Source organism: Sulfitobacter sp. EhC04, assembly GCF_001650875.1.
Classification (GTDB): Bacteria; Pseudomonadota; Alphaproteobacteria; order Rhodobacterales; family Rhodobacteraceae; genus Sulfitobacter.
The window spans coordinates 1-22,965 of sequence record NZ_LXYI01000038.1; the positions used below are offsets into that span (position 1 = coordinate 1).

Genomic DNA, 22,965 nt, shown 5'->3' on the forward strand with positions numbered 1-22,965 from the left:
TTAGCGAAAACTGGGGGGGGGGGGGGGGCAACCCCCACCCTACCGGCTGTCGGGAGGGTGGGGTTCTACCCCACGGATATCATGCGTTGATTTCGGCCTCGAAAGCCCAGGCGAGCCAGGGCAGCATCGCGGCGATGTCGGCGGTTTCGACCGTGCCGCCGCACCAGATGCGCAGACCGGCGGGCGCATCGCGGTAGGCGCCGATGTCCAGCGCCACATCCTCGTCCGCCAGCCGCTTGGCGACGGCCTTGGCAAAGGCGGCACCGTCGGTGATGCGGTCATCGGTGAACTTCAGGCAGACCGACGTGTTGGAACGCGTGGCCGGGTCTTCGGCCAGGTTCGCGATCCAGTCGTTCGCCGCGCAGAAATCAAAGATCGCCTGCGCGTTGGCGTCGGCCCGTGCGATCAGACCTTTGAGGCCGCCCACGGATTTGGCCCAATCAAGCGCCAGCAGGTAATCCTCGACGCAGAGCATGGAGGGCGTGTTGATCGTCTCGCCCTTGAAGATGCCTTCGTTCAGCTTGCCGCCTTTTGTCATGCGGAAGATCTTTGGCAGGGGCCAGGCGGGGGTATAGCTTTCCAGCCGTTCCACCGCGCGGGGGCTGAGGATCAGCATGCCGTGGGCCGCTTCACCGCCCAGCACTTTCTGCCAGGAGAAGGTGGTCACATCCAGCTTGTCCCAGGGCAGGTCCATGGCAAAGGCGGCAGAGGTGGCATCACACAGGGTCAGGCCCGCACGATCTGCCGGGATCGCATCGCCGTTCGGCATGCGCACGCCGGAGGTGGTGCCGTTCCAGGTAAAGCAGACATCGTTGTCGTAGTTGAGCGTCGCCATGTCCACGATCTGGCCATAGTCGGCTTCGTGTACTGTCGCTTCGATCTTGAGCTGTTTGACCACGTCGGTGACCCAGCCCGCGCCGAAGGATTCCCAGGCGACCATTTCGGCAGGGCGTTCGCCCAGCAGGGACCACATGGCCATTTCGAAAGCGCCTGTATCAGAGGCGGGAACGATGCCGATGCGGTAATCGGCCGGTACGCCGAGGACCTCGCGGGTCGTCTCGATTGCTGCAAGCAGTTTGGCCTTGCCCGGTGCCGCGCGGTGGCTGCGGCCAAGGGGCGCGGTGGCCAGCTTGTTCAGATCGAATGTGGGGATTTTGGCACAGGGGCCGGAAGAAAAACGCGGATTAGCCGGCCGCGTTGCCGGTGTCGTCATAGCCATTGATGCTACCCTTTCAGATAAGCGCCCTTCGTTGGGGAAGGGTGTCCCACGGCTGCGTTTAAGGGGTCGCTCAGGCTGGCGCAATCTGAAAAACGTGTCTAGAACGCCGCCTTGTCGCACATTTGCGACTTGAATGACGCGGATCGGAAACTTCGGATGTATACAGTTGTCTTGCTGACCTCACCCCAAGCGCGGAGTCTTGCGCCCGCGCTGGTCGAAAACCTGCGCAATGCCTGGGGCGGCGGCGACGCGGTCTGGCTGGCACCGGATGAGGCGGCGGAATTCGGGATCGCGCGACAGCCCGACAATTTTGACGCGGTCTGGGAGGACTGTCAGGAGATGGGCGTCGATCTGGTTGTGGTGCCGACGGAGAATCGCCGCAAGCGGATGTTGCTGGCCGATATGGACAGCACGATGATCCAGCAGGAATGTATTGACGAACTGGCAGATGAAGCCGGTGTCGGGGCAAGGGTCAAGGACATCACGGCACGCGCGATGAATGGCGAGCTGGATTTCGACGGCGCGCTGCGCGAGCGGGTCGGCCTGTTGAAAGGGCTGCCGGAAGCGGTGATCGGCAAGGTCTTGGCGGAACGGATTACCCTGATGCCGGGCGGCCCGGCGCTGCTGGCGACGATGAAGGCGCAGGGCGGTCATGCGGCGCTGGTCTCAGGCGGTTTCACGGCCTTTACGGCGAAGGTTGCGGGGATGCTGGGTTTTGATGAGCATCGGGCCAACACCCTGCTGGTCGACAAGGGTGTGTTGAGTGGTGAGGTGGGGATGCCGATCTTGGGGAAACAGGCAAAGGTCGACGCGCTGGCGCAGATCACGACGCGGTTGGGCATTGCCGAAACGGATGTGATCGCCGTCGGGGATGGGGCGAACGATCTGGGGATGTTGAAGCGCGCGGGCCTTGGTGTGGCGCTGCACGCAAAGCCCGCCGTTGCCGCGCAGTGCAATGTGCGGGTGAATTTCGGCGATTTGACCGCGTTGCTATACGTGCAGGGCTATGCGCAGGTGGATTTCGCCGCCTGACGGCGGCGATCCGGAGGGGGCGCTGCCCCCGTCCTTCGGACTCCCCCGGGATATATTTCAGCCAAAAAGAATCAGAGGAGTTCGGCAGCGGGTTTCAGTATGCCTGTCTGGATGTCCCGCCTGTTGGTGATCGGGGCGTTCATCCGCTTTAGCGTTGCGGGATGGTTCGGATCGAGGGCACCGAGTCTGACCAGGATCGCGGCGATGGCGCATTCGGCGGCGCGGGTGGTGCCGCAGGCCGCCTTGAGGGCGATGCCCAGCTTCTGTTCCGGCAGGATGGCGATGAAGAAACCTTCGGCGCCGGTTTTCAGGGCGATCTTGCCTTCCATCGCGCGCATCAACTCGGTGCAGGCCCGGCCTTCGCCCGCGACAAGCTCGGGGTGCAGGCGCATCGCTTGATGCAGGCGTGTTTCGGCGGCACCATCGGGCGCGGCGGCAAAACGGGCCATGGCGCGCGCCATGCCGTGCAGCGTGCAGGCATGGTTCGGGGCAGAGCAGCCGTCAATGCCGTAACCCGGCGAGGTTTCTTCGGTGACGTCTTCGAATGCGGTCAGGCAGGCCATCTGAACCGGGTGGGCCGGATCGACATATTCCGCATTGCCGCCAAGGTGCTTGTTCAGTGTCAGAAAGCCCGCGTGTTTGCCCGAGCAGTTGTTGTGGACCTGGCAGGGGGATTCATGGGCCCGGATCAGGCTGTCGCGGGCATCGCGGTCATCGGGTTCCTGGGGGCCGCACCGGAATGCGGTATCCTCCAGTCCAAGGGTGTCGAGCCAGGTGCTGACCCTGTCGGTATGGATCGCCGCGCCATTGTGCGAGGCGCAGGCGAGCGCGAGCTGTTCTGTGGAAAGCCCCATCTTGTCAGCGGCACCGGAGGTGATCAGCGGCAGGGCCTGAATCATCTTGGACGACGAGCGCGGCAGGATCACCTTGGCCGGATCGCCCCAAGCCTGCACGATTTGACCGGTGTCGTCACAGACCACCGCATGGCCCGAATGCACGCTTTCCAGAATGGGACCACGCCAGATTTCGGCAAAGGGGCTGGGTTGGGTCATGAATTCCTCCGATTCGTGCGCGAAATCCTGCCAATCAGGGTTTCGTCTGTCGCCTGTTTCGCGTTATTATGCTTGTTGTCGAAAAGATAACAGGCACTTGCAGGAGAGCGGCCAAACAACGCCGCCATCAAGGCTTGCGATTGAGTTGAGGTCAAGGACAGCTGGAGGCTGGACAGATGCGAATTATTAAGAATTTTGGGATTGTGGCGGGGTTGGCCGCTTTTGCGGCGTCAGGCGTTGCCGCACAGGATCAGAGCACGAACCGCGTTGCGGCCAAGACCGACTGGAGTGTCTTTGTTGAGGACAATCCGACCGAGTGCTGGGGCGTGTCCACGCCAAAGGAAACCGTGAATTCGCGCGATGGCCGGGTTGTCGCGGTGAACCGTGGCCAGACGTTGTTGATGGTGTTCTACCGGCCCTCTGCCGGTGCCAAGGGGCAGGTTGCCTTTACCGGCGGTTATCCTTTCAAGTCTGGCTCGACCGTGAACATGGATATTTCCGGCAATACATTTGAGCTGTTCACCGAGGGTGAATGGGCCTGGCCGGCGACCACTGAAGATGATTCCAAGATCATCACGGCAATGAAACGCGGTGCCGATGCGGTGCTCAGCGGTCAGTCGGGCCGGGGGACGGATACCAAGGACACGTTCTCCTTGCTGGGCTTCACCGCTGCGGTGGAAGATGCGGCCAAGCGCTGCGGCGGGTGAGCGCCATCTATGCCTTGGCCGTCAGGGTGAAGCCGTAAATATCTGTGCTTCGACATAAGTTGGTGCATGACGGCCTGGGATGAAGCCAGGATGGTTTGTGGTTGGGCCAAGACCCTTTTGCAATTCACGGCACATTCTATATAGAGACGCATCCACCCAAGGAGAGTCGCCCCATGACCGCCACCGCGCCAATCACCCAGGACGTCCATACCATTCCGCGCAAGATGCCGGAGGGGCCTGTGAACCTTGTCGGGATGACCCGCGACAAGATGCGGGAGGTCCTGATTGCCAATGGGACGCCGGAAAAGCAGGCAAAGATGCGGGTGGGCCAGATCTGGCAGTGGATCTACCAGTGGGGTGTGCGTGATTTTGACGCGATGACCAATCTGGCCAAGGCGTATCGCGCCGAACTGGCTGAGAAATTCGTGATCGAGGTGCCGGAGGTTGTGACCAAGCAGGTCAGCAGTGACGGCACCCGCAAATATCTTGTCCGCATTGCCGGTGGTCATGAGGTCGAGGTTGTTTACATCCCAGAGGACGGGCGCGGCACACTTTGCGTGTCGTCGCAGGTGGGTTGCACGCTGACCTGTTCGTTCTGCCACACCGGCACGCAAAAGTTGGTGCGCAACCTGACGGCGGCAGAGATCATTGGCCAGGTCATGGTGGCGCGGGACGATCTGGACGAATGGCCCGTACCGGGTGCGGTCAAGGATGAGACGCGGCTTTTGTCGAACATCGTGCTGATGGGCATGGGTGAACCGCTGTATAATTTCGAGAATGTGCGCGACGCGATGAAGATCGCGATGGACGCCGAAGGCATCCAGCTTTCCCGGCGTCGGATCACACTGTCCACATCAGGCGTGGTGCCGGAAATCTGGCGCACCGCGCAGGAGATTGGTTGCCAGCTTGCGGTGTCTTTCCATGCGACCACCGACGACGTGCGTGACAAGCTGGTGCCGATCAACAAGCGCTGGAACATCGAGGAACTGCTGGACGCCCTGCGCAGCTATCCCAAGGTCAGCAATTCCGAGCGGATCACCTTCGAATATGTCATGCTTCACGGCGTCAATGACAGTGACGAAGACGCGCGGCGGCTGGTCAAGCTGATTGACGGCATTCCGGCCAAGATCAACCTGATCCCGTTCAACGAATGGCCCGGTGCGCCCTACAAACGGTCCAGCAACAACCGCATCCGCGCTTTTGCCGACATCATCTACAAGGCCGGTTATGCCTCTCCGATCCGCACCCCGCGGGGCGAGGATATCATGGCCGCCTGCGGGCAGTTGAAATCGGCCACCGAACGCGCGCGCAAGTCGCGCAGGCAGATCGAGGCGGATGCGGGGCTGAACTGAACCGCCGTCGCCCCAGAATGGTTCTGAAGCTGGGCGGGTTTCAATTCCCGATACAGTAGAATCTGGCGGTTTGAGAGCAATTTGGGTGCCGAGATCAATCGGCTATGCCTTCCATGTAGTTGAATTAAGATATAAAATTCAGAATGGCCGCGCTGTCGATCCTCCGGCGCATCCAGAAATGACCTTTGTTCCGACGCATTCCCGAGCGATTGTTGCCACGGGCGAGGTCAAGATTGTTTCCTGTAGAAACCCAATCAGGAGACAGAACATGTCTGTCATGATCAACAAAGACCCTTTTATCACCGCGCAGGTCATGGACCTTGTCTTGCGGGAACGCGCCGTCGCGCTTTCGAACCGCGAATGGAAACATCGGCTGGCGGGATACGGTTACGCCATCAAGGTCACGGATCACGGTGAGATCGTGGAAACGCTGCCACATCATGTCGAAGTTGGTGTACTGCCGGTCCAGCCGCGCGCCTGACAGGGACGACTGCGTTTGATTGGCCAAGCGTCGGCACGCCCGCGACCTGCGCCTGCTGACCAAGACCGACCCGAAATACCGGGGTTCTGACCTTACCGGCCCGGTATCTCCTTGCGAGGCGGCGATACTTTCCAGTTTTCGATCAGGTCCATCGCTTCTGCTGCTGTTTCGACAAAGCGGAACAGATCCAGGTCTTCGGCCGATATGGTGCCCGCATCTGCCAGCGCGTCCCAGTTGACGATCTTTTCCCAGAACGCCCGCCCAAAAAGCAGAAACGGCACCGGTTCCATCCGGCCGGTCTGGATCAGGGTCAGCGCCTCGAACATTTCGTCCATGGTGCCAAAGCCGCCGGGAAAGACGCAGATCGCCTTGGCCCGCATCAGGAAATGCATCTTGCGGATCGCGAAGTAGTGAAAGTTAAAGCATAATTCCGGCGTGACATATTCGTTCGGGGCCTGCTCAAACGGCAGAACGATGTTCAGCCCGACAGACCGCCCACCGGCGTCCATTGCGCCCCGGTTGCCTGCCTCCATCACCCCCGGTCCGCCGCCGGTGACAATCACCCCCTCGCGCCCGTTGCCCTGCATGGATTTCAGGGTCATCAGGCGGGCAAACTCGCGGGTTTCGTCGTAAAAGCGGGACAGTTCCGCCAGCGTCTCGGTCCGGGCGGTATGTTTTTCTGCCGGTTCAGGAATACGGGCCCCACCGAACAGGACGATGGTGCTGTCCACCCCTTCGGCATCCAGCATCAACTGGGGTTTCAGCAGTTCCAGTTGCAGACGTACCGGGCGCAATTCCTCGCGACACATGAAATCGTCGTCGGTAAAGGCCAGACGATACGCCGGGGCACGTGTCTGTGCCGTGTCGGGTGCGGATTCCGCCGCCTTGCGATCGCTGGATGCATGGCGCAGGGGGTGGCGGCGGTCATCGTCTTTCATCGGTCTCTCCGGATTGGCTGGCAGAACAGGGTGGCGTGGTTGGGCCGAACTTGCAATGGGGTATCCATATTGCCGGAACCGGCCCGCCGTTGGTCTTTACTGACGTTGCGTGACCTCGGGTCGGCAGGTATAGCGCATCAAAGTCTTTCTTCAGCAGGAGTGCGCCCGATGTCCAATGCCCAACTTGAAACCGCCATTGAAAATGCATGGGACACCCGTGACCAGATCAATTCGGCGACCACCGGCGAAACCCGTGACGCGATCGAGGACACGCTGAACGCGCTGGATTCGGGCAAGCTGCGGGTTGCGGAAAAGCAGGAAGACGGCAATTGGCATGTGAACCAATGGGCCAAGAAGGCCGTGCTGCTGGGCTTCCGGATCAAGGATATGGAATATCACGACGGCGGGCCGCAGGGTGCCGGGTGGTGGGACAAGGTTGACAGCAAGTTCAAGGGCTGGGGCGACGCGGAATGGAAAGAGGCCGGTTTCCGTGCCGTGCCCAACTGCGTGGTGCGGCGGTCGGCCTATATCGCGCCGGGTGCTGTGCTGATGCCGTCTTTCGTCAACATCGGTGCCTATGTGGACACAGGCGCCATGGTGGACACCTGGGTGACAGTCGGGTCCTGTGCGCAGATCGGCAAGAACGTGCATCTGTCCGGCGGCGTTGGCATCGGGGGCGTGTTGGAGCCGATGCAGGCGGGCCCGACAATCATCGAGGACAACTGCTTTATCGGGGCGCGTTCAGAAGTGGTCGAGGGCTGTATCGTGCGTGAAGGTTCCGTTCTGGGCATGGGTGTTTTCATCGGCCAATCGACCAAGATCGTGGACCGCGAAACCGGCGAGATCATGTATGGTGAAGTGCCTGCGGGCTCGGTCGTGGTGGCGGGCACCATGCCATCCAAGAACAATGTCAGCCTGTATTGCGCTGTCATCGTCAAGCGGGTGGATGAACGGACGCGGTCGAAAACCTCGATCAACGAGCTTCTTCGTTCCTGACCGGGAACCTTTGGTCATCTTGTTGGTTGGGATCTGACACCTCAGAGAAGGACGGATACCATGACAGGTTTGGGCTGGTTCGCGGCAATTATCGTTGGCGGCATCGCCGGATGGCTGGCGGAGAAATTCATGAAGGGGGATCACGGGCTATTGCTCAACATCTTCATGGGTATCGTCGGGGCGATGCTGTTCAATGCAATCCTGTTTTTCGTGTTCGATTCCACCCTTGGCGGATGGATCGGCCAGCTGTTCGTCGGCTTCGTCGGTGCGTGCATACTGATCGCAGCGATCCGCGCTGTACGGGGCCGCAGTTGACCAGGCTCTGATCGCTGGTGTTCCGACCGGCGCGCGGGGTGTCTTGCAATGGCTTGACAAACCCCCTGCCGCGCCGCCAATAGCGCGCATGGCGAAAAAAGGCCCCAGCAGACAGCAAGTGTACACCCTTTTGGTCGAGATTGGCCGCAAGGAGGGTGATGGCCTGCCCGAAAAGGCGACAGGTGCCGCGCTGATGTGCTTTGCCTCCGGCATCGACGAGGCGGAAGCGGTGCGCGAGACTGTGGCGATCCTCAAGCAGGCGGATACCAATCCGCTGGACGTCACGGGATATGGCACATTGGCCGAACGCGAGGCCGAAGGTCACGAGATCGACGACGAGGAACGCGCGCTGATGGCCCGCGCGCTGGAAGAAAACGCGGTCATCGTCGCGCAGATGACGCCCTTCTTTGATTAAAGCGCCCCGCCTTAAACTTGAATCGCCGATACCCTGCCGCGCTTCGCGCTCTCGGGACATCGGCGATACGGAGTGTATCAGGTTAAAGGCGGGACGCTGTAGCAACTGTATTTCTCAGACGGGCTGAGCAGACCATTTCTGGCCTGACCCGTCAGGCCGCGCGCTGTCGGGCCAGATGGATCGCATCGTACCATTGCAATACGTGATGCGCGGGCTTGCCGTGCTCGGGCAAGCTGTTGCGGTCCAATCCGTGCAGCAGGCTGCCGTGCAGTTGTTGCCCGTTCCGGCGAATACGCCCGATGTAGAGGCTTTCGAGCGCGGTGCCCGCCGCCAGGAGCGTTTCGTGGCTGGGCAAGAGCAACTGGGTATAGCTGATGGTCGGGCCGCAGGGCTCTTCCATGGCGGCAAAACCGTTGACCAGATGCCGGGCGGGCACCAGCACCGCCTCCTGGCCAAACAGGTATTCCACTTCGGGGCCGTCGATGATCAGCCGCTGATCGGGTGATACGATGATGTCCTGCTGCAATCCGAAATAGGGCGCGCGCAGGCGGACAGGGCGATAGCTGCCGCGCGCGGGGACTGTCCGGCTGATGGTCTGCAAGACCGGGACCACGCCCGCATCGCGGGTCATCACCGTGTCGCCGCGTTGCAATGTATTGGCGGGTTTGTAGCCCCAGGGGGTGGCCAGCGGTGTGCCCGGCAACAGGCTTGGCATCGGGCCGATCGGTTCGATCTGATCCGACAGCGCGGCAAAGATCATGTCCGGTGCAAAGGTGTGATCGCCGCTGCCCAGCATCAGGTGACGCACGTCTTCCAGCGACAGGGGGCGCGGATTCTCGATATACACGCTGGTCGAGGTTGTGACTTCGGGCTGTTCCAGCGTCATCCGGCCCCATTTGGCGCAGCTGTCCCAGGAATAGGTGATGCGCACCACATCTGTCCGGCCTGCATCCTTGCGCTGGATCGCGGCGTGGTTGATGGATTTGCCCTGCACCTGCACCATGGCGATACCGCCGCCCGGTATCGCCTGAAATGTCAGGCTGCGCTGCCAGGGATATGTCGTCTTGTATCCGAACAGAAGCTGCGGACGCCCATCCGCCGAAAGCCGGGTTTCAAACATGATCGAACCACGCGTCAGCAGCGTGCGCGGATTGTCCTCGACCTTTGGTTGGTCATTCTTGTCACTGCCCAGACCCCGGACAGAGAACCGCCTGCCATCGTGATCGCAAAGCGCCAGCCAGGTCATGTCACGCCGCCTTTGCGGCACGCAGCAGGTCCGCCTCAAATCGTTTCAGGGTCCGGCGTGCGGCGGGGGAATAGCCCGCGCCCGTCTCGGGGTCGATTTCCGGGAACAGGGCGCAGATTTCATTGACGATCTCCTGCTCGAAGCTGCGTTTGGTCTGGGGGCCGGGCAGGAAGCTTTCGGTTTCCAGCCCTTCGGAAAAGACAACCTGATGGCGGTCGAACAGCAGATGAACATAGGTGACTTCGCCGCCCGTGCGGCGGGTGACGGACCTGTCATTCACAAGGTCCCGCGCCGCGATCAGCACTTCGGCCTCTCCGAACAGCAGCTCTGCCAGATTGTCCCGGATCAGCACCCGATGCAGCGGCGACACCAGCAAGTCGCGGTGTTGGCCAAAGGTGTTGGCGCGGATGTGGATCGGGGCAAAATCGCCGGTGGCGGGCACCGTGCGCGTGCCGCGCCAGCGCAGCGGCTGCGGGCCGTCATCCTGTGTCAGCACCATATCGCCGGGTTGCAGGCTTTCGGCTGGCCGTTCCCCGTCGAGGGTCGCGATCAGGGTGCCGGCGACGAAACAGGGCACACCCGTGGCGTTGACGAAGCCCACGTCGGTGTTGATGCCGTTGTCGATTGTATAGGTGAAGTTGAAGTTCTCGACGTCACCATCACCCGTGACCGTAAATGTCCCGTTTGCGTTTAGCCGCACTGTCTGGCCGGTTGGTAGCGTGATCGTGTCGCCCGCATTGACGGCAACGCCGTTGACATGGGTGATGGTCAGCGTGCCGCCGCCTTCATTGATGTCGTTGCCCAGGACGTCGATTTCACGCTCGCCGTCCGGGTACAGATCGACATTGTCCGAAATCGCGATCAGGTCGGTCTGAACCGAGTTGCCCGCGATCAGCAGATTGGAATCGTAATTGCTGTCCGCGACGTCGGCGATGGCAAGGCGCAGCGAATTCACGACGCCGGGATTGACGAACATTGTCAGGGTCAGTGTGATCGTGAACCCGTCCATTTCGGTGTTGAACTGGTCGTTCTGGTTGTTCACGTACATGTTGATGTTGTTGGCGGTGTTGACGTTGCCGGGGTCCACGTCGCCATTGCCCACGTCCATCGGCACAAGCGAACCGTTGACCCAAACGCCGACAAAATCCTGATAGATCGAATTTTCGAACTCGGGATATTCCTCCGAGGAAAAGACGAACTGCATGGTCATCACACTGCTGTCCGGAATGAAATCCACATCCAGCGTTGCCGCATCATATGTCCTGGCCCCCGCCACGTTGTTGTAGGGGCCGTAGTTGTTGGTTCCCGATGTATTGGTGGAGGTATTGGTGTTCTGGTTCGACTGACCGTAGGAATTGGTGAAATCCTGCGCGTTGCCCGTCGACAGGATCACCCCGGTATCGCCGGGCGTCACGCCGGGGGCTGTTGAGTCGCCACCTGAATAAATACCTGCGCTGTCGTTGTCGCCGTAATATGTGGCACCAACCACCGTCACGCCGTCGCCGAATATCGTTTCGGCCATTTCCGTGGCACTGGTGCCTTCGCGGACCGTTTCGATGGGAAGTTCTGATGCTGCTACCACGTCTCTGCCTCATACCCTTGGTTCGAGGCGGCATTGGTCAGCGGCGCAGGGATCAAGCCCGTGCTTTTCGTTTGCCAAAGTGCAAGGGTGGCCCTGTTTTCAGGTGTCCGGTCTTGCGTTTACTGCTGATGCCCTGCCTCGGGTCATATTATTGCCACAACCTTAACACCATCCGGACAAAACTGTTAAGCGTTTCGTGAAATCCACCCCTTGGCACCGCGCTTTTTTGGCCACAAAAGGTCCTTGCCGACGAAAACACATCATCCAAGGAGCCCGATATGCCCGCGATTGACCCTGTAGAGCTGACCGCAAGGCTGGTGCGCTGCGCCTCTGTCACCCCGGCGAATGATGGGGCGCTGGAGATTGTGGAGGAGGTTCTGTCGCAGGCCGGGTTCAACTGTGCCTGGGCAGATCGGGGGGGCATCCGCAACCTTTTCGCTCGCTGGGGGGTCAAGGGGAATGGCAAGGCCTTTGGCTTTAACGGGCACACGGATGTGGTGCCTGTGGGGAATCCCGACGATTGGTCGATGCCGCCCTTTGGGGCAGAGACCAGGGATGGCGTGATGTATGGCCGTGGCACCACGGACATGAAATCGGGTGTTGCGGCATTTGTTGCCGCTGCTGTCGATTTCGTGCGCGACACCCCGCCGGACGGTTCTGTTGTCCTGACCATCACCGGCGACGAGGAGGGCGATGGCGTGGATGGCACCATGGCGCTGCTTGACTATATGGCGGAAAATGGGGAGCGCATGGATGCCTGTCTGGTGGGCGAGCCGACCTGCCCGGAGAAGATGGGGGATATGATCAAGATCGGCAGGCGCGGGTCCATGACCGCTTGGTTCAAGGTGATCGGGCGGCAAGGGCATTCGGCCTATCCGCATCGCGCCAACAACCCGCTGCCCGCCATGGTGCGGCTGATGGACCGCCTTGCCAGCCATGAGCTTGACCAGGGCACGGAGCATTTCGACCCCTCTACACTGGCCGTCGTGACGGTGGACACCGGCAACCCCGCCACCAATGTGATCCCGCGCAGCTGTTCGGCTGCCGTGAATATCCGGTTTAATGACAGGCATTCCGGGGCCAGCCTGACGGAGTGGCTGGAGCAGGAGGTGGCGCAGGTCCGCGATGCCTTTGGCGTAGAGGTAGAGACGACGATCAAGATCTCGGGCGAAAGTTTCATCACCCCGCCCGGCGCATTGTCGGCGCTGGTGGCAACTGCCGTCGCGGCTGAAACCGGGGTGACACCCGAACTGTCCACCACCGGCGGCACCTCCGATGCCCGTTTCGTCAAGGCGCATTGCCCGGTGGTGGAGTTCGGGCTGGTGGGGCAGTCCATGCATCAGGTCGACGAACATGTTGAGGTTGAGCAGATACACCAGCTCAAGGCGATATATGGGCGCATCCTGCGCGATTATTTCGCGTGACCGTGTCGATTGAAGAAACGGATGACCTGACAAGCTGCCTGCACCTGCGGCGCGTTGTCTTTACCCTGGAGCAAGGCGTCAGCGAGGCGGATGAAATCGACGGGCTGGACGACAGATGCCTGCATCTTCTGGCGCGGGACGGGGCCACACCGGTGGGGACCGCCCGCATCCTGTTCGACGGCGAGGTTGCCAAGATTGGCCGGGTTTGCGTGCTGAAATCCCATCGCGGCACCGGGTTGGGCGCGGGTCTGATCCGCGCGGCACTGGCAGCGGCCAAAGGGCGCGCGCGCAAGGCCAGGCTGGGCGCGCAGGTGCATGCCCTGGGGTTCTATGAGGCGCTGGGGTTTACGGTGGTTGGACCCGTCTTTGACGATGCGGGCATTCCGCATCGCGATATGGTGCGGGACCTTTGAACCGAACGCTGATCATCATGTTGAAAGAGCCGCATCCGGGCCGGGTCAAGACCCGCCTTGGCCGCGACATCGGCATGACGTCAGCGGCATGGTGGTTCCGGCATCAGACACGGCACCTGTTGCGGCGATTAGACGATCCACGCTGGCAGATCGTACTGGCGGTTTCACCTGATGCCGAAGGGATGCGCAGCCGGGTCTGGCCCGCTGGTCTGCCCCGGCTGGCGCAGGGGCGCGGTGATCTGGGGCAACGGATGGCGCGGATGCTGGGCCATGTGCCGCAAGGCTCCGCCTGCCTGATCGGCGCGGATATTCCGGGTATGAACCGGGTGCATGTTGCAAAGGCATTCAGCCGGCTGGGCAGTCATGACGCGGTCTTTGGCCCCGCCGCCGACGGGGGGTTTTGGCTGATCGGCCTGAAGCACCCCCGCCGCCAGCCCCCCGGTTTTTTCCAGAACGTGCGCTGGTCCACGCCGGATGCGCTGGCCGACAGCCGGGCGACGCTGCGTGACCACCGGATTGCGACCTGCGATACCCTGAGCGACGTGGACACTGCTGACGATTTGAACATGACGTTGGCAGGGCCGCGTGCTAGCTGAGGGACATGAGCAACATCCCGACCAAAGCAGAGATCCTCGACTGGATCGAACAGAACCCCACCCTGACCGCAAAGCGTGACATCGCCAAGGCGTTCGGGATCAAGGGGGCCGCACGCATCGACCTCAAGCGCCAGCTCAAGGAGCTGGAGGCCGAAGGGCATCTGGAAAAGCGCAAGCGCAGCTATCAGGACCCTGACCGCCTGCCGCCGGTCTCCGTTCTGGTGATCAGCCACGCGGACAAGGACGGCGATCTGTTTGCCAAGCCGATGGAATGGCAGGGCGAGGGGGTGGAACCCGTTGTTCTGGTGATCCCGCGCGCATCCGACCCCGCGCTGGGCGAGGGGGATCGCATTCTGGCGCGTCTGACGGTGGTGAAGGAAGATGGCCACAATTACGAAGCCCGCCTGATCCGGCGGATCGGCACCAATCCAAAGCGGGTCATGGGTATCTTCCGCAAGCGCAGCGAAGGCGGGCGGATCGTGCCGATCGACAAGGGGGCCGACCGCGAATGGGCGGTGGCAGAGGGGGCGACCCACGGTGCCAGGGACGGCGAGTTGGTCGAGGCGGAACAGGCCGGGCCAAAGGGCCGGATGGGCCTGCCCAGGGCGCGCATTGTTGAACGGCTGGGGGATCCTTCGGCGCCCAAGGCGGTGTCGTTGATTGCGATCCATCAGCATGGCATTCCGGATCATTTTCCCGACGACGTGATCGCCGAGGCGGATGGAAAGAAACCTGCCGGGCTGAAAGGCCGCGAAGACCTGCGTGATCTGCCGTTGATCACCATCGACCCATCAGACGCGCGCGACCACGATGATGCCTGCTATGCCCATGCCGACGACGACCCGAAGAACGAAGGCGGTCATGTGCTGTGGGTCGCGATTGCCGATGTTGCCCATTATGTCACGCCCGGCTCTGCCCTGGACCGCGAAGCGCGCAAGCGCGGGAACTCCACCTATTTCCCCGACCGCGTCGTGCCGATGTTGCCTGACCGGCTGTCAGGAGACCTGTGTTCCCTGCACGAAGGGGTGCCGCGCGCCTGTATCGCCGTGCGCATGGTGCTGGATGCCGGGGGCAACAAGCTGAAGCATTCATTTCATCGCGGGCTGATGCGCTCGCCCGCCTCATTGCATTACGAAGAAGTGCAGGACGCCATAGATGGCAACCCGAATGACAAGACAGGGCCACTGCTGGAGCCGGTGCTGAAACCGCTGTACGCGGCCTATGGCGCGCTGAAATTGGCAAGGGCCGAGCGCCAGCCGCTTGATCTGGACCTGCCAGAACGGCGGATCGAACTGGCAGAGGACGGCACGGTCAAGTCGGTGAACTTCAAGGACCGTCTGGACGCCCATCGGTTGATCGAAGAATTCATGGTGCTGGCCAATGTCGCCGCGGCGGAAACGCTGGCGGCCAAGAAGACACCGCTGCTCTACCGCATCCATGAGGAACCCTCGCAAGAGAAACTGGATGCTTTGCGGGAAACCGCACAGGCCGCCGGGTACACGCTGGCCAAGGGGCAGGTGTTGCAGACGGCGCATCTGAACCGGCTGCTGAACGATGCGGCGGGCTCTGACGATGCGGAACTGATCAACCTCAGCACCCTGCGGTCGATGACGCAGGCTTATTACGGGCCGGAGCACATCGGGCATTTTGGCCTGGCTTTACGGTCCTATGCGCATTTCACCTCGCCGATCCGGCGTTATGCCGATCTGATCGTGCACCGCGCGCTGGTCACTGCGCATGGCTGGGGAAAGGATGGGCTGACGCCCGAGGATATGGACGTGCTGGAGCAGACCGGCGCGCATATCTCCGATACGGAACGCAGGTCGATGACGGCGGAGCGGGACACAACCGACCGGTATCTGGCGGCCTACCTGTCTGAGCGTGTGGGCAGTGAATTTACCGGCCGGATCAGCGGCATCGCCCGGTTCGGGGCCTTTGTGAAACTGGATGAAACCGGGGCCGATGGATTGCTGCCAATGCGCGCGCTGGGCCGCGAGTATTTCCATTATGACCGCGAGGCGCAGACCCTGATGGGCTCGGATACCGGTATGCTGATCAGCATCGGCCAACGCGTTACTGTCCGCCTGGCAGAGGCCGTGCCGGTCACCGGCGGCATCGCGCTGGAATTGCTCGAAATCGACGATCAGAAAGTCGCGCAGGGGCGGCAGTCACCGGCAGGTCGCAATCCGCGCCGGAGCTCGGCCAAGGCAAAGCGCAAGAAGGACAAGATCAAGCGCAAAGTGGCTCGGACACGGCGGTCGAAGTGACATCATGCAACTGCCGACCGTCCAGCATGTTCTGACAACGGTTGGTTTGGCTGGCAGGCATCCGGTCCTCGGCAATGCCTGTCTTGGCCAGCCAGTGGCCCGGCTTGCACTTTACGTCGGAGGGCAAAGGTGAAGAGGGTGATCACGGTGCGCCCCTGTTTTCCATGCTCCGTGAGAGAGGGCCGTGCTGTCAATTTTTGTCAGGAAGGTTTAGGCTGCGCCAATGACCCGAACACATCGCCTTTTCCAGATGATGACAACGCTGCATCGGCTGCCCGCGCCGGTCCGGGCGCAGCAGCTTGCGGATGAAATGAATATCTCGCTTCGGACGGTCTATCGCGACATAGATGCGCTTCGGGGGCTGGGCGCGGTGATCGACGGCGAGGCGGGGTTTGGCTATACCCTGATCGGAGATGCCGCCATGCCCCCGCTGGGATTCGAAGATGACGAACTGGAGGCCCTTGTGCTGGGTCTGCGGAATGTCACCGTGATTGGCGACCCGGCCCTTGCTGGTGCTGCCAGAACCGCGCTGGCCAAACTGACCGCCCGCGTCCCCCCGCGACAGGCGCATCGGTTGCAACATGCGATTCTGGATGCGCGCCGGTCCGATCCGCCCGCGCCACCGCGTATCGACGTGGCTGTGTTGCGCGCTGCGACATGGGACGAGGAGGCCGTCGCCTTTTCCTACGTGGATGCCAAAGGGGCCGCTTCTGTCCGTCAGGTCGATCCTTTGGGCATCGTCTACATGCAGCAGACCAGTATGTTGCTGGCCTGGTGCCACCTGCGGCTGGATTTTCGGGCATTCCGGCTTGACCGCATGGATGACCTTGCCCGCACCGGCAAGAGCTTTCGGCCCCGCCGTGTTCCGATGCTGCGCGACTATACAGCGCGCCTAAGGGAAGCAAACCGCACACGGCCTGAAGGCCAGGACTGAACAACCAGTCACAAGCCCTTTTTCGCGGGGCCAAAGACGGGTAGGTTTGCCCAAAGTCCTTTTCAAAGAGACATGCAAATGCACAGGCGACTTTTCCTTTTCTGCCTATTGATGGTTTTCGGCACGGCCAGCGGGGCACAGGCCCCCGATGCTTCCGTCCGCCCGCCGGAGCGTGCTGCCGTGGTTCAGGCGGCGCCGGAGGGCGGTTCCACCGCAGGGTTGCGGGCGTGGGTCGCGGATTTTCGGCCGCGCGCGCTCGAACAGGGCATTGATGGGGCGGTCTATGACCGGGCGCTCAGGGATGTGACTTATGATGCAGAAGTCGTGCGCCGCGACCGCAACCAGGCCGAATTCACCAAGACGATATGGGATTATCTGGACACAGCGGTGTCTGATCTGCGCGTCTCCAACGGCAGGGCGGCCCTGGCGAAGTGGAACAGCACGCTGAGCCAGATCGAAGAAACCTATGATGTGGACAAGGAGATTGTCGTCGCTATCTGGGGATTGGAAAGTGCCTATGGCACGTTCCGGGGCGGTGATTCTGTGCTGAATTCCATGGCCACGCTTGCCTATGATGCCCGGCGGGCCGCGTTTTTTGAAGATCAGTTGCTGGCCGCCCTCAAGATTTTGCAAAGCGGCGATACCACGAAATCCAGGCTCAGCGGGTCGTGGGCCGGTGCGATGGGCCATACGCAGTTCATGCCGACCTCGTTTCAGGACCATGCGGTCGATCATGATGAGGATGGCAAACGTGACATCTGGGGCGATGACCCGGTGGATGCGCTGGCCTCGACGGCGGCTTACCTCAAGCATCACGGATGGAACCGGGGCCAGCCCTGGGGGGTCGAGGTCAAGATACCCGAGGGTTTCGATTATGCATTGGCGCGCCGATCCCTGCGCAAGATGCCAAGCGAATGGGCAACGCTGGGTGTCACCCGGCCCAGTGGGACGGCAGTAAAGGATTATGGTCTGGCCTCTGTCCTGCTGCCCGGCGGGGCGGAAGGTGCGGCTTTCCTGATCTTTGGCAACTTTGCGGCGTTGGAAAATTACAATACCGCGGATGCCTATGTGGTTGCGGTCGGTCACCTTGCTGACCGGATCAGGGGGGGACCGGCGTTTGAGCACGGCTGGCCCAGGCACCTGCGGGTTCTGACCTTTGACGAAAGGGTCGAGCTACAGAAAAGGCTGACCAGCGCGGGCTATGACACGGAAAAGATCGATGCCAAGATGGGGCCGCTGACAGTGGATGCCATCCGCCGTTTTCAGGTGGATCAGGGCATTGCGCCCGATGGCTATCCGTCGCTGAGCGTTCTGGACCGCTTGCGGGCATTGTAAGGATGGCGGGCTGCCTGCGCCCGGGAGGGCGACACCCCACCCGCCATCCCGAAGGGGTCAGGATGCTTTCTTCAGCATGTCCTTGTCCTTGAGATCCTTGTAGGTCGCGTCCAGCGCCAGCTTGGCGCGGGATGCAAAGACGTCGATCTCTTCCGGTGTGATGACCAGCGGCGGCGAAATGATCATCCGGTCGCCCACATGGCGCATGACAAGATTGTTGGCAAAGCAGTGCTCGCGGCACATGTAGCCCACGGTGCCGCCATCGCTTGCGAATTTGGCGCGGCTTTCCTTGTGCGGTGTCAGGGGCAGGGATGCCATCATGCCTGACACGTTCACTGTGCCGACCAGAGGATGCTCGCCCAGTTTTTCAAGCGCCGCGTGCAAGGCCGGCATCGCGGTGTTGCGGATATGGCCAAGCAGATCTTCCTCTTCCATGATGCGCAGGTTTTCCAGCGCGACAGCGGCGCAGACCGGGTGCCCCGAATACGTATAGCCGTGGTTGAATTCGCATGCGTCGATCACGGCCGCGATTTCATCCGACACGATGGACCCGCCGATGGGCGCGTAGCCAGAGCTGAGCCCCTTGGCGATGGTCATGATGTCGGGGTTGATCCCGACGGTTTGCGAGCCGAACCAGTTCCCGGTCCTGCCGAAACCGCAGATCACCTCGTCCGCGATCAGCAGCACGTCGTATTTTCGGCAGATGCGTTCGATCTCAGGCCAATAGGTGCTGGGGGGGATAATCACGCCGCCAGCGCCCTGGATCGGTTCACCGATGAAAGCCGCGACCTTCTCTGCCCCGAGTTCTAGAATCTTTTCTTCAAGCTCCTGCGCGCGGGCAAGGCCGAATTCCTCTGGCGTCTGGTCGCCGCCTTCTGCCCACCAGTCGGGCTGTCCGATGTGGTGAATGCCGGGAATCGGCAAGCCGCCCTGTTCGTGGATATAGGTCATGCCACCCAGGCTGCCGGACCCGACAGAAGAGCCGTGGTAGGCATTCTTGCGGCTGATGATATGGCTTTTTTCCGGCTGGCCCTTTTGCGCCCAGTAAGTCCGCACCATCCGGAGGTTCGTGTCGTTTGCTTCCGATCCGGAGCTGGCAAAGAACACGTGGTTCAGGTTGCCGGGCGCAAGGTCGGCGAGTTTTTTCGCCAGGGCAATGGCAGGCACATGCGAGGTCTGGAAGAACGTGTTGTAAAACGGCAGTTCATTCATCTGCCGCGCGGCGACCTGGCCCATTTCCGGCCGACCGTACCCCAGGTTCACGCACCACAGACCGGCCATGGCATCCAGAATTTCATTGCCGTCACTGTCCGTCAGGTAGACGCCGCTGGCCCGCGTAATGATCCGGGCACCCTTTGCCGCCAGTTCGTCATTGGTTGTGAAGGGGTGCATGTGATGCGCTGCGTCCAACGCCTGGAGTTCGGCGGTTGGCAGATGGTTGGTGATGGTTGACATGGCATGACCCTTTCGGACAGGCGTTTCGGAATGGGTCGCAGAATATGATCAAATTCTGCGGTGTCAATCGAATCACGGGTATGTTCAGGTTTCGGCAAGCACGACCCTGATCTGATGCATGCCCTGATCGACGTCTTCTGCCATGGCTTTTGCAGCTGCATCGGTATTGCCACCCGCCAGCGCCGCGATCAGGTCCGAATGCTTGTCTGGCAAGCTGGAAGTCCCGAATCGCCCGCAGACGACACGAAGGGAGGGGCCGAATCGCAGCCAGAGCCGGTCGACGGTGGCTGTCATGATCGGGGCCGCCGCTGCGGCATAGACCTGCGAATGAAACCGGTAGTTATGGGTGAGGTAACCGCCGACATCGCCCACGTCTATCGCGGTATTCAAATCCGAATCGCAGGCTCTCAGCCGATCCAGACACTCCGGGGTCATGCGCTGCGCTGCCCGGCGGGTCAGTTCCGGCTCCAGCGTTCGGCGCATGAAATGCAGTTGATCAAGGCAATCCGCCGTCAGACCGGGGACCGTAACGCGACGATTTCCCTGGTGAATTAGCGCCCCTTCCGCGATCAGGCGGCGCAGCGCCTCGCGCACCGGCGTCATGCCGGCACCAAGTGTTTCAATCAAACCCTGGATTGTCACGGCCTGCCCCGGAACAAGATCGCCAAACAAAATCATCACGCGCAATTGCTCGTAAACCTGCTGATGCGCAGGTATTTTTGCAGGATCGTCGGCACGAAACGGATTTCCGTGCACGAACATCTCAGTTTTCATTCTCAGCGCCTTTTTTTTGTCCAACACCAGCACCTTGCACCATAATGCAGTGCATGAAAGCATATCTTATATTGCCCGCGGAGGCAAAACTTGATCAAATTCAACAGAAGCCGGGATCAACCTGGTATCAGATGGGAGAGCCAAATGAAGAATTCTATCATGGGCAGCGTTGCCGCTGCCGCCGTCATGGCAACAAGTGCCATTGCCGATGAAGTCAGGGTCTATAACTGGTCCGACTACATTGACGAGAGCCTGTTGGAAAAATTTGAAACCGAGACAGGTATCGACCTGATTTACGATGTGTTCGACAGCAACGAAGTGCTGGAGACAAAGATGCTGGCCGGTGGGTCAGGTTACGATGTGGTTGTGCCGTCAGGTACTTTCCTGCAACGGCAGATCACGGCGGGGGCGTTCCAGAAGCTGGACATGGCCAAACTGCCAAACAGTGGCAACCTTTGGGATGTGATCGAAGACCGGCTGAAGAAATACGATCCCGCGAACGAATATGCGGTCAACTACATGTGGGGCACCACCGGCATCGGCGTGAACGTGAACAAGGTCAAGGAAGTGCTGGGCGAAGATGCGCCCATGGGGTCCCTTGCGTTGATCTTCGATCCCGCGAACATGGAAAAGCTGGCCGCCTGTGGTGTGCATTTCCTGGATGCACCGGCAGAGATGATCCCGGCGGCGCTGGCCTATCTGGGCGAAGACCCGGATGCGCAGGACGTCGAGACAATTGAAAAGGCCGAGCCTGTGCTGTCGGCAGTTGCACCCCATGTGCAAAAATTCCACAGCTCGGAATACATCAATGCGTTGGCCAACGGTGACATCTGTGTCGCTTTCGGGTGGTCCGGTGACATCCTGCAGGCGCGCGACCGTGCCGCAGAGGCCGACAATGGCGTCGAAATCGAATACAACGCACCTTCCGAAGGGGCGCTGATGTGGTTCGACAACATGGCCATCCCGGTAGACGCGCCAAACCCGGACGCCGCGCATCAGTTCATCAACTTCATCATGGATGCACAGAACATGGCGGCGGCATCGAACTACGTCTATTATGCCAATGGCAACAAGGCGTCCCAGGAATTCCTGGAAGAAGACGTGATCGGTGATCCGGCGATTTATCCCAATGAGGCGACGCTGGAAAAACTCTATACCACATCGCCATATGGGCCGAAGGTGCAGCGGACAGTGACCCGCATGTGGACCAAGATCAAGTCAGGCACCTGACCCGATCCTGCGGCGAGGCCTGATGGCCTCGCCCTTTTTTCATGGTCTGCGGCACCCCAAGGATGATTTGAATTGACCCAAACTGTATTCGCCCCATGGGATGATCCCAATGAAAAGCCGCTAATTCGGTTTCAGAATGTGACCAAGCGATTTGGCGAGTTCGTTGCGATTGACGATCTGACGCTGGATATCTTTGAAAAGGAGTTCTTTGCCCTTCTCGGTCCTTCCGGATGTGGCAAGACGACAATGATGCGGATGCTGGCGGGGTTCGAATCCATCAGCGAAGGTCGCATCGAATTGTCCGGCAAGGACATCGGCCATGTGCCGCCTAACAAGCGCGCGGTGAACATGATGTTCCAGTCTTATGCGCTGTTCCCTCATCTGTCGGTCTGGGACAATATCGCCTTTGGCCTGCGCCGCGACCGCAAGAGCAAGTCCGAGATCGACGCGCGGGTCGACGAGATGCTGAAACTGACCCGGCTGGAAAAGTTCGGCCGCCGCAAACCGCATCAGATTTCCGGCGGCCAGCGGCAGCGCGTTGCCCTGGCACGGTCCCTTGCCAAGGCGCCGAAGCTGCTGTTGCTGGATGAACCGCTGGGCGCGCTGGACAAGAAACTGCGTCAGGATACCCAGTTCGAACTGATGGACATTCAGGAAAGTACCGGCACCACCTTTGTGATCGTGACCCACGACCAGGAAGAGGCGATGACCGTTGCCTCCCGCGTCGCGGTCATGGACGAGGGGCGGATCATTCAGGTCTCGACGCCTGCAAACATCTACGAATACCCCAATTCGGTCTATGTGGCGGATTTCATCGGTGATGTGAACATTATCGACGCGACAGCGACCCCGACGGGAGAGAATACCTATGCCTTGAACTGGATCGACGGTCAGCCGCCGATCACCGCAGAGACCAAGACCACATTCAGCACGGGCCAGAAGGCGCATCTGGCCATCCGGCCGGAAAAGATCCGCATTTCGACGGAAAAGCCCGATGATGCGGCCAACGCCCTGCAGGGCAAGGTGCTGGACATCGCCTATCTGGGCAACCTCAGCACCTATCACGTGCAACTGCCCGGTGGTCAGGTGATCAAGGCGCAAACGGCCAACACCCGCCGCATCGCGCGTCGCGACATCACCTGGGAAGACCCGGTATGGATATCATGGAGCGCCACCGCCGGCGTTCTGTTGGAGCATTGAAC

At 60.9% G+C, this 22,965-nt stretch carries 22 protein-coding genes; 15 read left to right on the plus strand and 7 right to left on the minus strand.

Annotated features, from left to right (window positions below; translation table 11 throughout):
* Positions 1-79: 79 nt before the first annotated feature.
* Complete coding sequence (locus A8B82_RS15900; protein ID WP_067294506.1) at positions 80-1,219, minus strand: phosphoserine transaminase; 1,140 nt, start codon at positions 1,217-1,219, stop codon at positions 80-82.
* Positions 1,220-1,375: 156 nt separating this feature from the next.
* On the opposite strand from A8B82_RS15900, the gene serB reads away from it, so the two are divergent.
* Positions 1,376-2,251 (plus strand): phosphoserine phosphatase SerB, encoded by an 876-nt coding sequence (gene serB / locus A8B82_RS15905; protein ID WP_067294508.1) that lies wholly within the window; start codon positions 1,376-1,378, stop codon positions 2,249-2,251.
* Positions 2,252-2,322: 71 nt separating this feature from the next.
* On the opposite strand, the gene A8B82_RS15910 is transcribed toward serB, so the two are convergent.
* A complete protein-coding gene (locus A8B82_RS15910) occupies positions 2,323-3,303 on the minus strand; it encodes an asparaginase (RefSeq protein ID WP_067294511.1) in 981 nt (326 codons plus the stop codon).
* Between the two features lie 176 nt (positions 3,304-3,479).
* Between A8B82_RS15910 and A8B82_RS15915 the strand changes: the two genes are divergently transcribed.
* The 3 genes from A8B82_RS15915 (at position 3,480) to A8B82_RS15925 (ending at position 5,843) form a co-directional block, all read left to right on the plus strand.
* Positions 3,480-4,010, plus strand: a complete 531-nt coding sequence (locus A8B82_RS15915; RefSeq protein WP_067294513.1) for an invasion associated locus B family protein — start codon at positions 3,480-3,482, stop codon at positions 4,008-4,010.
* Positions 4,011-4,183: 173 nt separating this feature from the next.
* On the plus strand, positions 4,184-5,362 hold the full coding sequence (gene rlmN, locus A8B82_RS15920; RefSeq protein ID WP_067294516.1) for a 23S rRNA (adenine(2503)-C(2))-methyltransferase RlmN: 1,179 nt from the start codon (positions 4,184-4,186) through the stop codon (positions 5,360-5,362).
* Between the two features lie 268 nt (positions 5,363-5,630).
* Positions 5,631-5,843, plus strand: a complete 213-nt coding sequence (locus A8B82_RS15925; RefSeq protein WP_067294518.1) for a hypothetical protein — start codon at positions 5,631-5,633, stop codon at positions 5,841-5,843.
* 92 nt (positions 5,844-5,935) lie between these two features.
* Here the strand turns inward: A8B82_RS15925 and A8B82_RS15930 are convergent, their stop codons facing one another.
* Positions 5,936-6,781 carry a TIGR00730 family Rossman fold protein gene (locus A8B82_RS15930; protein WP_067294521.1) on the minus strand — a complete coding sequence of 282 codons (846 nt, stop codon included), beginning with the start codon at positions 6,779-6,781 and terminating at the stop codon, positions 5,936-5,938.
* A gap of 168 nt (positions 6,782-6,949) precedes the next feature.
* On the opposite strand from A8B82_RS15930, the gene dapD reads away from it, so the two are divergent.
* The 3 genes from dapD to A8B82_RS15945 all read left to right on the plus strand — a co-directional run bounded on the left by dapD (position 6,950) and on the right by A8B82_RS15945 (position 8,507).
* Complete coding sequence (gene dapD / locus A8B82_RS15935; protein ID WP_067294524.1) at positions 6,950-7,777, plus strand: 2,3,4,5-tetrahydropyridine-2,6-dicarboxylate N-succinyltransferase; 828 nt, start codon at positions 6,950-6,952, stop codon at positions 7,775-7,777.
* A 60-nt stretch (positions 7,778-7,837) separates the two neighbouring features.
* Positions 7,838-8,092 carry a GlsB/YeaQ/YmgE family stress response membrane protein gene (locus A8B82_RS15940; RefSeq protein ID WP_067294527.1) on the plus strand — a complete coding sequence of 85 codons (255 nt, stop codon included), beginning with the start codon at positions 7,838-7,840 and terminating at the stop codon, positions 8,090-8,092.
* Between the two features lie 88 nt (positions 8,093-8,180).
* Positions 8,181-8,507 carry a hypothetical protein gene (locus A8B82_RS15945; RefSeq protein WP_067294530.1) on the plus strand — a complete coding sequence of 109 codons (327 nt, stop codon included), beginning with the start codon at positions 8,181-8,183 and terminating at the stop codon, positions 8,505-8,507.
* A 151-nt stretch (positions 8,508-8,658) separates the two neighbouring features.
* On the opposite strand, the gene A8B82_RS15950 is transcribed toward A8B82_RS15945, so the two are convergent.
* Positions 8,659-9,753, minus strand: coding sequence for a Hint domain-containing protein (locus A8B82_RS15950; RefSeq protein WP_067294531.1), 1,095 nt, complete (start codon positions 9,751-9,753; stop codon positions 8,659-8,661).
* Between the two features lies 1 nt (position 9,754).
* Positions 9,755-11,335: a Hint domain-containing protein gene (locus A8B82_RS15955; RefSeq protein WP_067294534.1), complete on the minus strand. Its 1,581-nt coding sequence runs from the start codon at positions 11,333-11,335 to the stop codon at positions 9,755-9,757.
* 278 nt (positions 11,336-11,613) lie between these two features.
* Between A8B82_RS15955 and dapE the strand changes: the two genes are divergently transcribed.
* From dapE to A8B82_RS15985, 6 genes are all read left to right on the plus strand, one after another.
* Positions 11,614-12,759: a succinyl-diaminopimelate desuccinylase gene (dapE, locus tag A8B82_RS15960; RefSeq protein WP_067294537.1), complete on the plus strand. Its 1,146-nt coding sequence runs from the start codon at positions 11,614-11,616 to the stop codon at positions 12,757-12,759.
* A gap of 2 nt (positions 12,760-12,761) precedes the next feature.
* A complete protein-coding gene (locus tag A8B82_RS15965; RefSeq protein ID WP_067294676.1) occupies positions 12,762-13,172 on the plus strand; it encodes a GNAT family N-acetyltransferase in 411 nt (136 codons plus the stop codon).
* Positions 13,169-13,768, plus strand: coding sequence for a TIGR04282 family arsenosugar biosynthesis glycosyltransferase (locus A8B82_RS15970; protein ID WP_067294538.1), 600 nt, complete (start codon positions 13,169-13,171; stop codon positions 13,766-13,768). Before A8B82_RS15965 ends, A8B82_RS15970 begins: the two co-directional genes overlap by 4 nt.
* A 5-nt stretch (positions 13,769-13,773) precedes the next feature.
* On the plus strand, positions 13,774-16,035 hold the full coding sequence (gene rnr, locus A8B82_RS15975; protein WP_067294541.1) for a ribonuclease R: 2,262 nt from the start codon (positions 13,774-13,776) through the stop codon (positions 16,033-16,035).
* 223 nt (positions 16,036-16,258) lie between these two features.
* A complete protein-coding gene (locus A8B82_RS15980; protein WP_067294544.1) occupies positions 16,259-16,969 on the plus strand; it encodes a helix-turn-helix transcriptional regulator in 711 nt (236 codons plus the stop codon).
* 72 nt (positions 16,970-17,041) lie between these two features.
* Complete coding sequence (locus A8B82_RS15985) at positions 17,042-18,304, plus strand: lytic murein transglycosylase (RefSeq protein ID WP_067294545.1); 1,263 nt, start codon at positions 17,042-17,044, stop codon at positions 18,302-18,304.
* A gap of 57 nt (positions 18,305-18,361) precedes the next feature.
* Here the strand turns inward: A8B82_RS15985 and A8B82_RS15990 are convergent, their stop codons facing one another.
* Both A8B82_RS15990 and A8B82_RS15995 read right to left on the minus strand, forming a co-directional pair.
* Positions 18,362-19,759: an aspartate aminotransferase family protein gene (locus tag A8B82_RS15990; RefSeq protein ID WP_067294548.1), complete on the minus strand. Its 1,398-nt coding sequence runs from the start codon at positions 19,757-19,759 to the stop codon at positions 18,362-18,364.
* Positions 19,760-19,843: 84 nt separating this feature from the next.
* Positions 19,844-20,533 carry a GntR family transcriptional regulator gene (locus A8B82_RS15995; protein ID WP_235604715.1) on the minus strand — a complete coding sequence of 230 codons (690 nt, stop codon included), beginning with the start codon at positions 20,531-20,533 and terminating at the stop codon, positions 19,844-19,846.
* A gap of 144 nt (positions 20,534-20,677) precedes the next feature.
* On the opposite strand from A8B82_RS15995, the gene A8B82_RS16000 reads away from it, so the two are divergent.
* On the plus strand, positions 20,678-21,763 hold the full coding sequence (locus tag A8B82_RS16000; protein ID WP_067294555.1) for a polyamine ABC transporter substrate-binding protein: 1,086 nt from the start codon (positions 20,678-20,680) through the stop codon (positions 21,761-21,763).
* Positions 21,764-21,835: 72 nt separating this feature from the next.
* The gene (locus tag A8B82_RS16005) at positions 21,836-22,963 is read left to right on the plus strand and encodes an ABC transporter ATP-binding protein (RefSeq protein ID WP_067294558.1); all 1,128 of its coding nucleotides are present in this window, start codon (positions 21,836-21,838) and stop codon (positions 22,961-22,963) included.
* Positions 22,964-22,965: the final 2 nt, after the last annotated feature.

What these genes read in the sequence shown, in the direction of transcription:
- A8B82_RS16000 (WP_067294555.1), top strand. Translation starts at nt 20,678, where the DNA reads ATGAAGAATTCTATCATGGGCAGCGTTGCCGCTGCCGCCGTCATGGCA.
- A8B82_RS15915 (WP_067294513.1), top strand. Translation starts at nt 3,480, where the DNA reads ATGCGAATTATTAAGAATTTTGGGATTGTGGCGGGGTTGGCCGCTTTT.
- A8B82_RS15930 (WP_067294521.1), bottom strand. Translation starts at nt 6,781, where the DNA reads ATGAAAGACGATGACCGCCGCCACCCCCTGCGCCATGCATCCAGCGAT.
- dapD (WP_067294524.1), top strand. Translation starts at nt 6,950, where the DNA reads ATGTCCAATGCCCAACTTGAAACCGCCATTGAAAATGCATGGGACACC.
- A8B82_RS15925 (WP_067294518.1), top strand. Translation starts at nt 5,631, where the DNA reads ATGTCTGTCATGATCAACAAAGACCCTTTTATCACCGCGCAGGTCATG.
- A8B82_RS15945 (WP_067294530.1), top strand. Translation starts at nt 8,181, where the DNA reads ATGGCGAAAAAAGGCCCCAGCAGACAGCAAGTGTACACCCTTTTGGTC.
- rnr (WP_067294541.1), top strand. Translation starts at nt 13,774, where the DNA reads ATGAGCAACATCCCGACCAAAGCAGAGATCCTCGACTGGATCGAACAG.
- A8B82_RS15990 (WP_067294548.1), bottom strand. Translation starts at nt 19,759, where the DNA reads ATGTCAACCATCACCAACCATCTGCCAACCGCCGAACTCCAGGCGTTG.
- A8B82_RS15910 (WP_067294511.1), bottom strand. Translation starts at nt 3,303, where the DNA reads ATGACCCAACCCAGCCCCTTTGCCGAAATCTGGCGTGGTCCCATTCTG.
- A8B82_RS15995 (WP_235604715.1), bottom strand. Translation starts at nt 20,533, where the DNA reads ATGAAAACTGAGATGTTCGTGCACGGAAATCCGTTTCGTGCCGACGAT.
- A8B82_RS15950 (WP_067294531.1), bottom strand. Translation starts at nt 9,753, where the DNA reads ATGACCTGGCTGGCGCTTTGCGATCACGATGGCAGGCGGTTCTCTGTC.
- A8B82_RS15985 (WP_067294545.1), top strand. Translation starts at nt 17,042, where the DNA reads ATGCAAATGCACAGGCGACTTTTCCTTTTCTGCCTATTGATGGTTTTC.
- serB (WP_067294508.1), top strand. Translation starts at nt 1,376, where the DNA reads ATGTATACAGTTGTCTTGCTGACCTCACCCCAAGCGCGGAGTCTTGCG.
- A8B82_RS15980 (WP_067294544.1), top strand. Translation starts at nt 16,259, where the DNA reads ATGACCCGAACACATCGCCTTTTCCAGATGATGACAACGCTGCATCGG.
- A8B82_RS15900 (WP_067294506.1), bottom strand. Translation starts at nt 1,219, where the DNA reads ATGGCTATGACGACACCGGCAACGCGGCCGGCTAATCCGCGTTTTTCT.
- A8B82_RS15940 (WP_067294527.1), top strand. Translation starts at nt 7,838, where the DNA reads ATGACAGGTTTGGGCTGGTTCGCGGCAATTATCGTTGGCGGCATCGCC.
- rlmN (WP_067294516.1), top strand. Translation starts at nt 4,184, where the DNA reads ATGACCGCCACCGCGCCAATCACCCAGGACGTCCATACCATTCCGCGC.
- dapE (WP_067294537.1), top strand. Translation starts at nt 11,614, where the DNA reads ATGCCCGCGATTGACCCTGTAGAGCTGACCGCAAGGCTGGTGCGCTGC.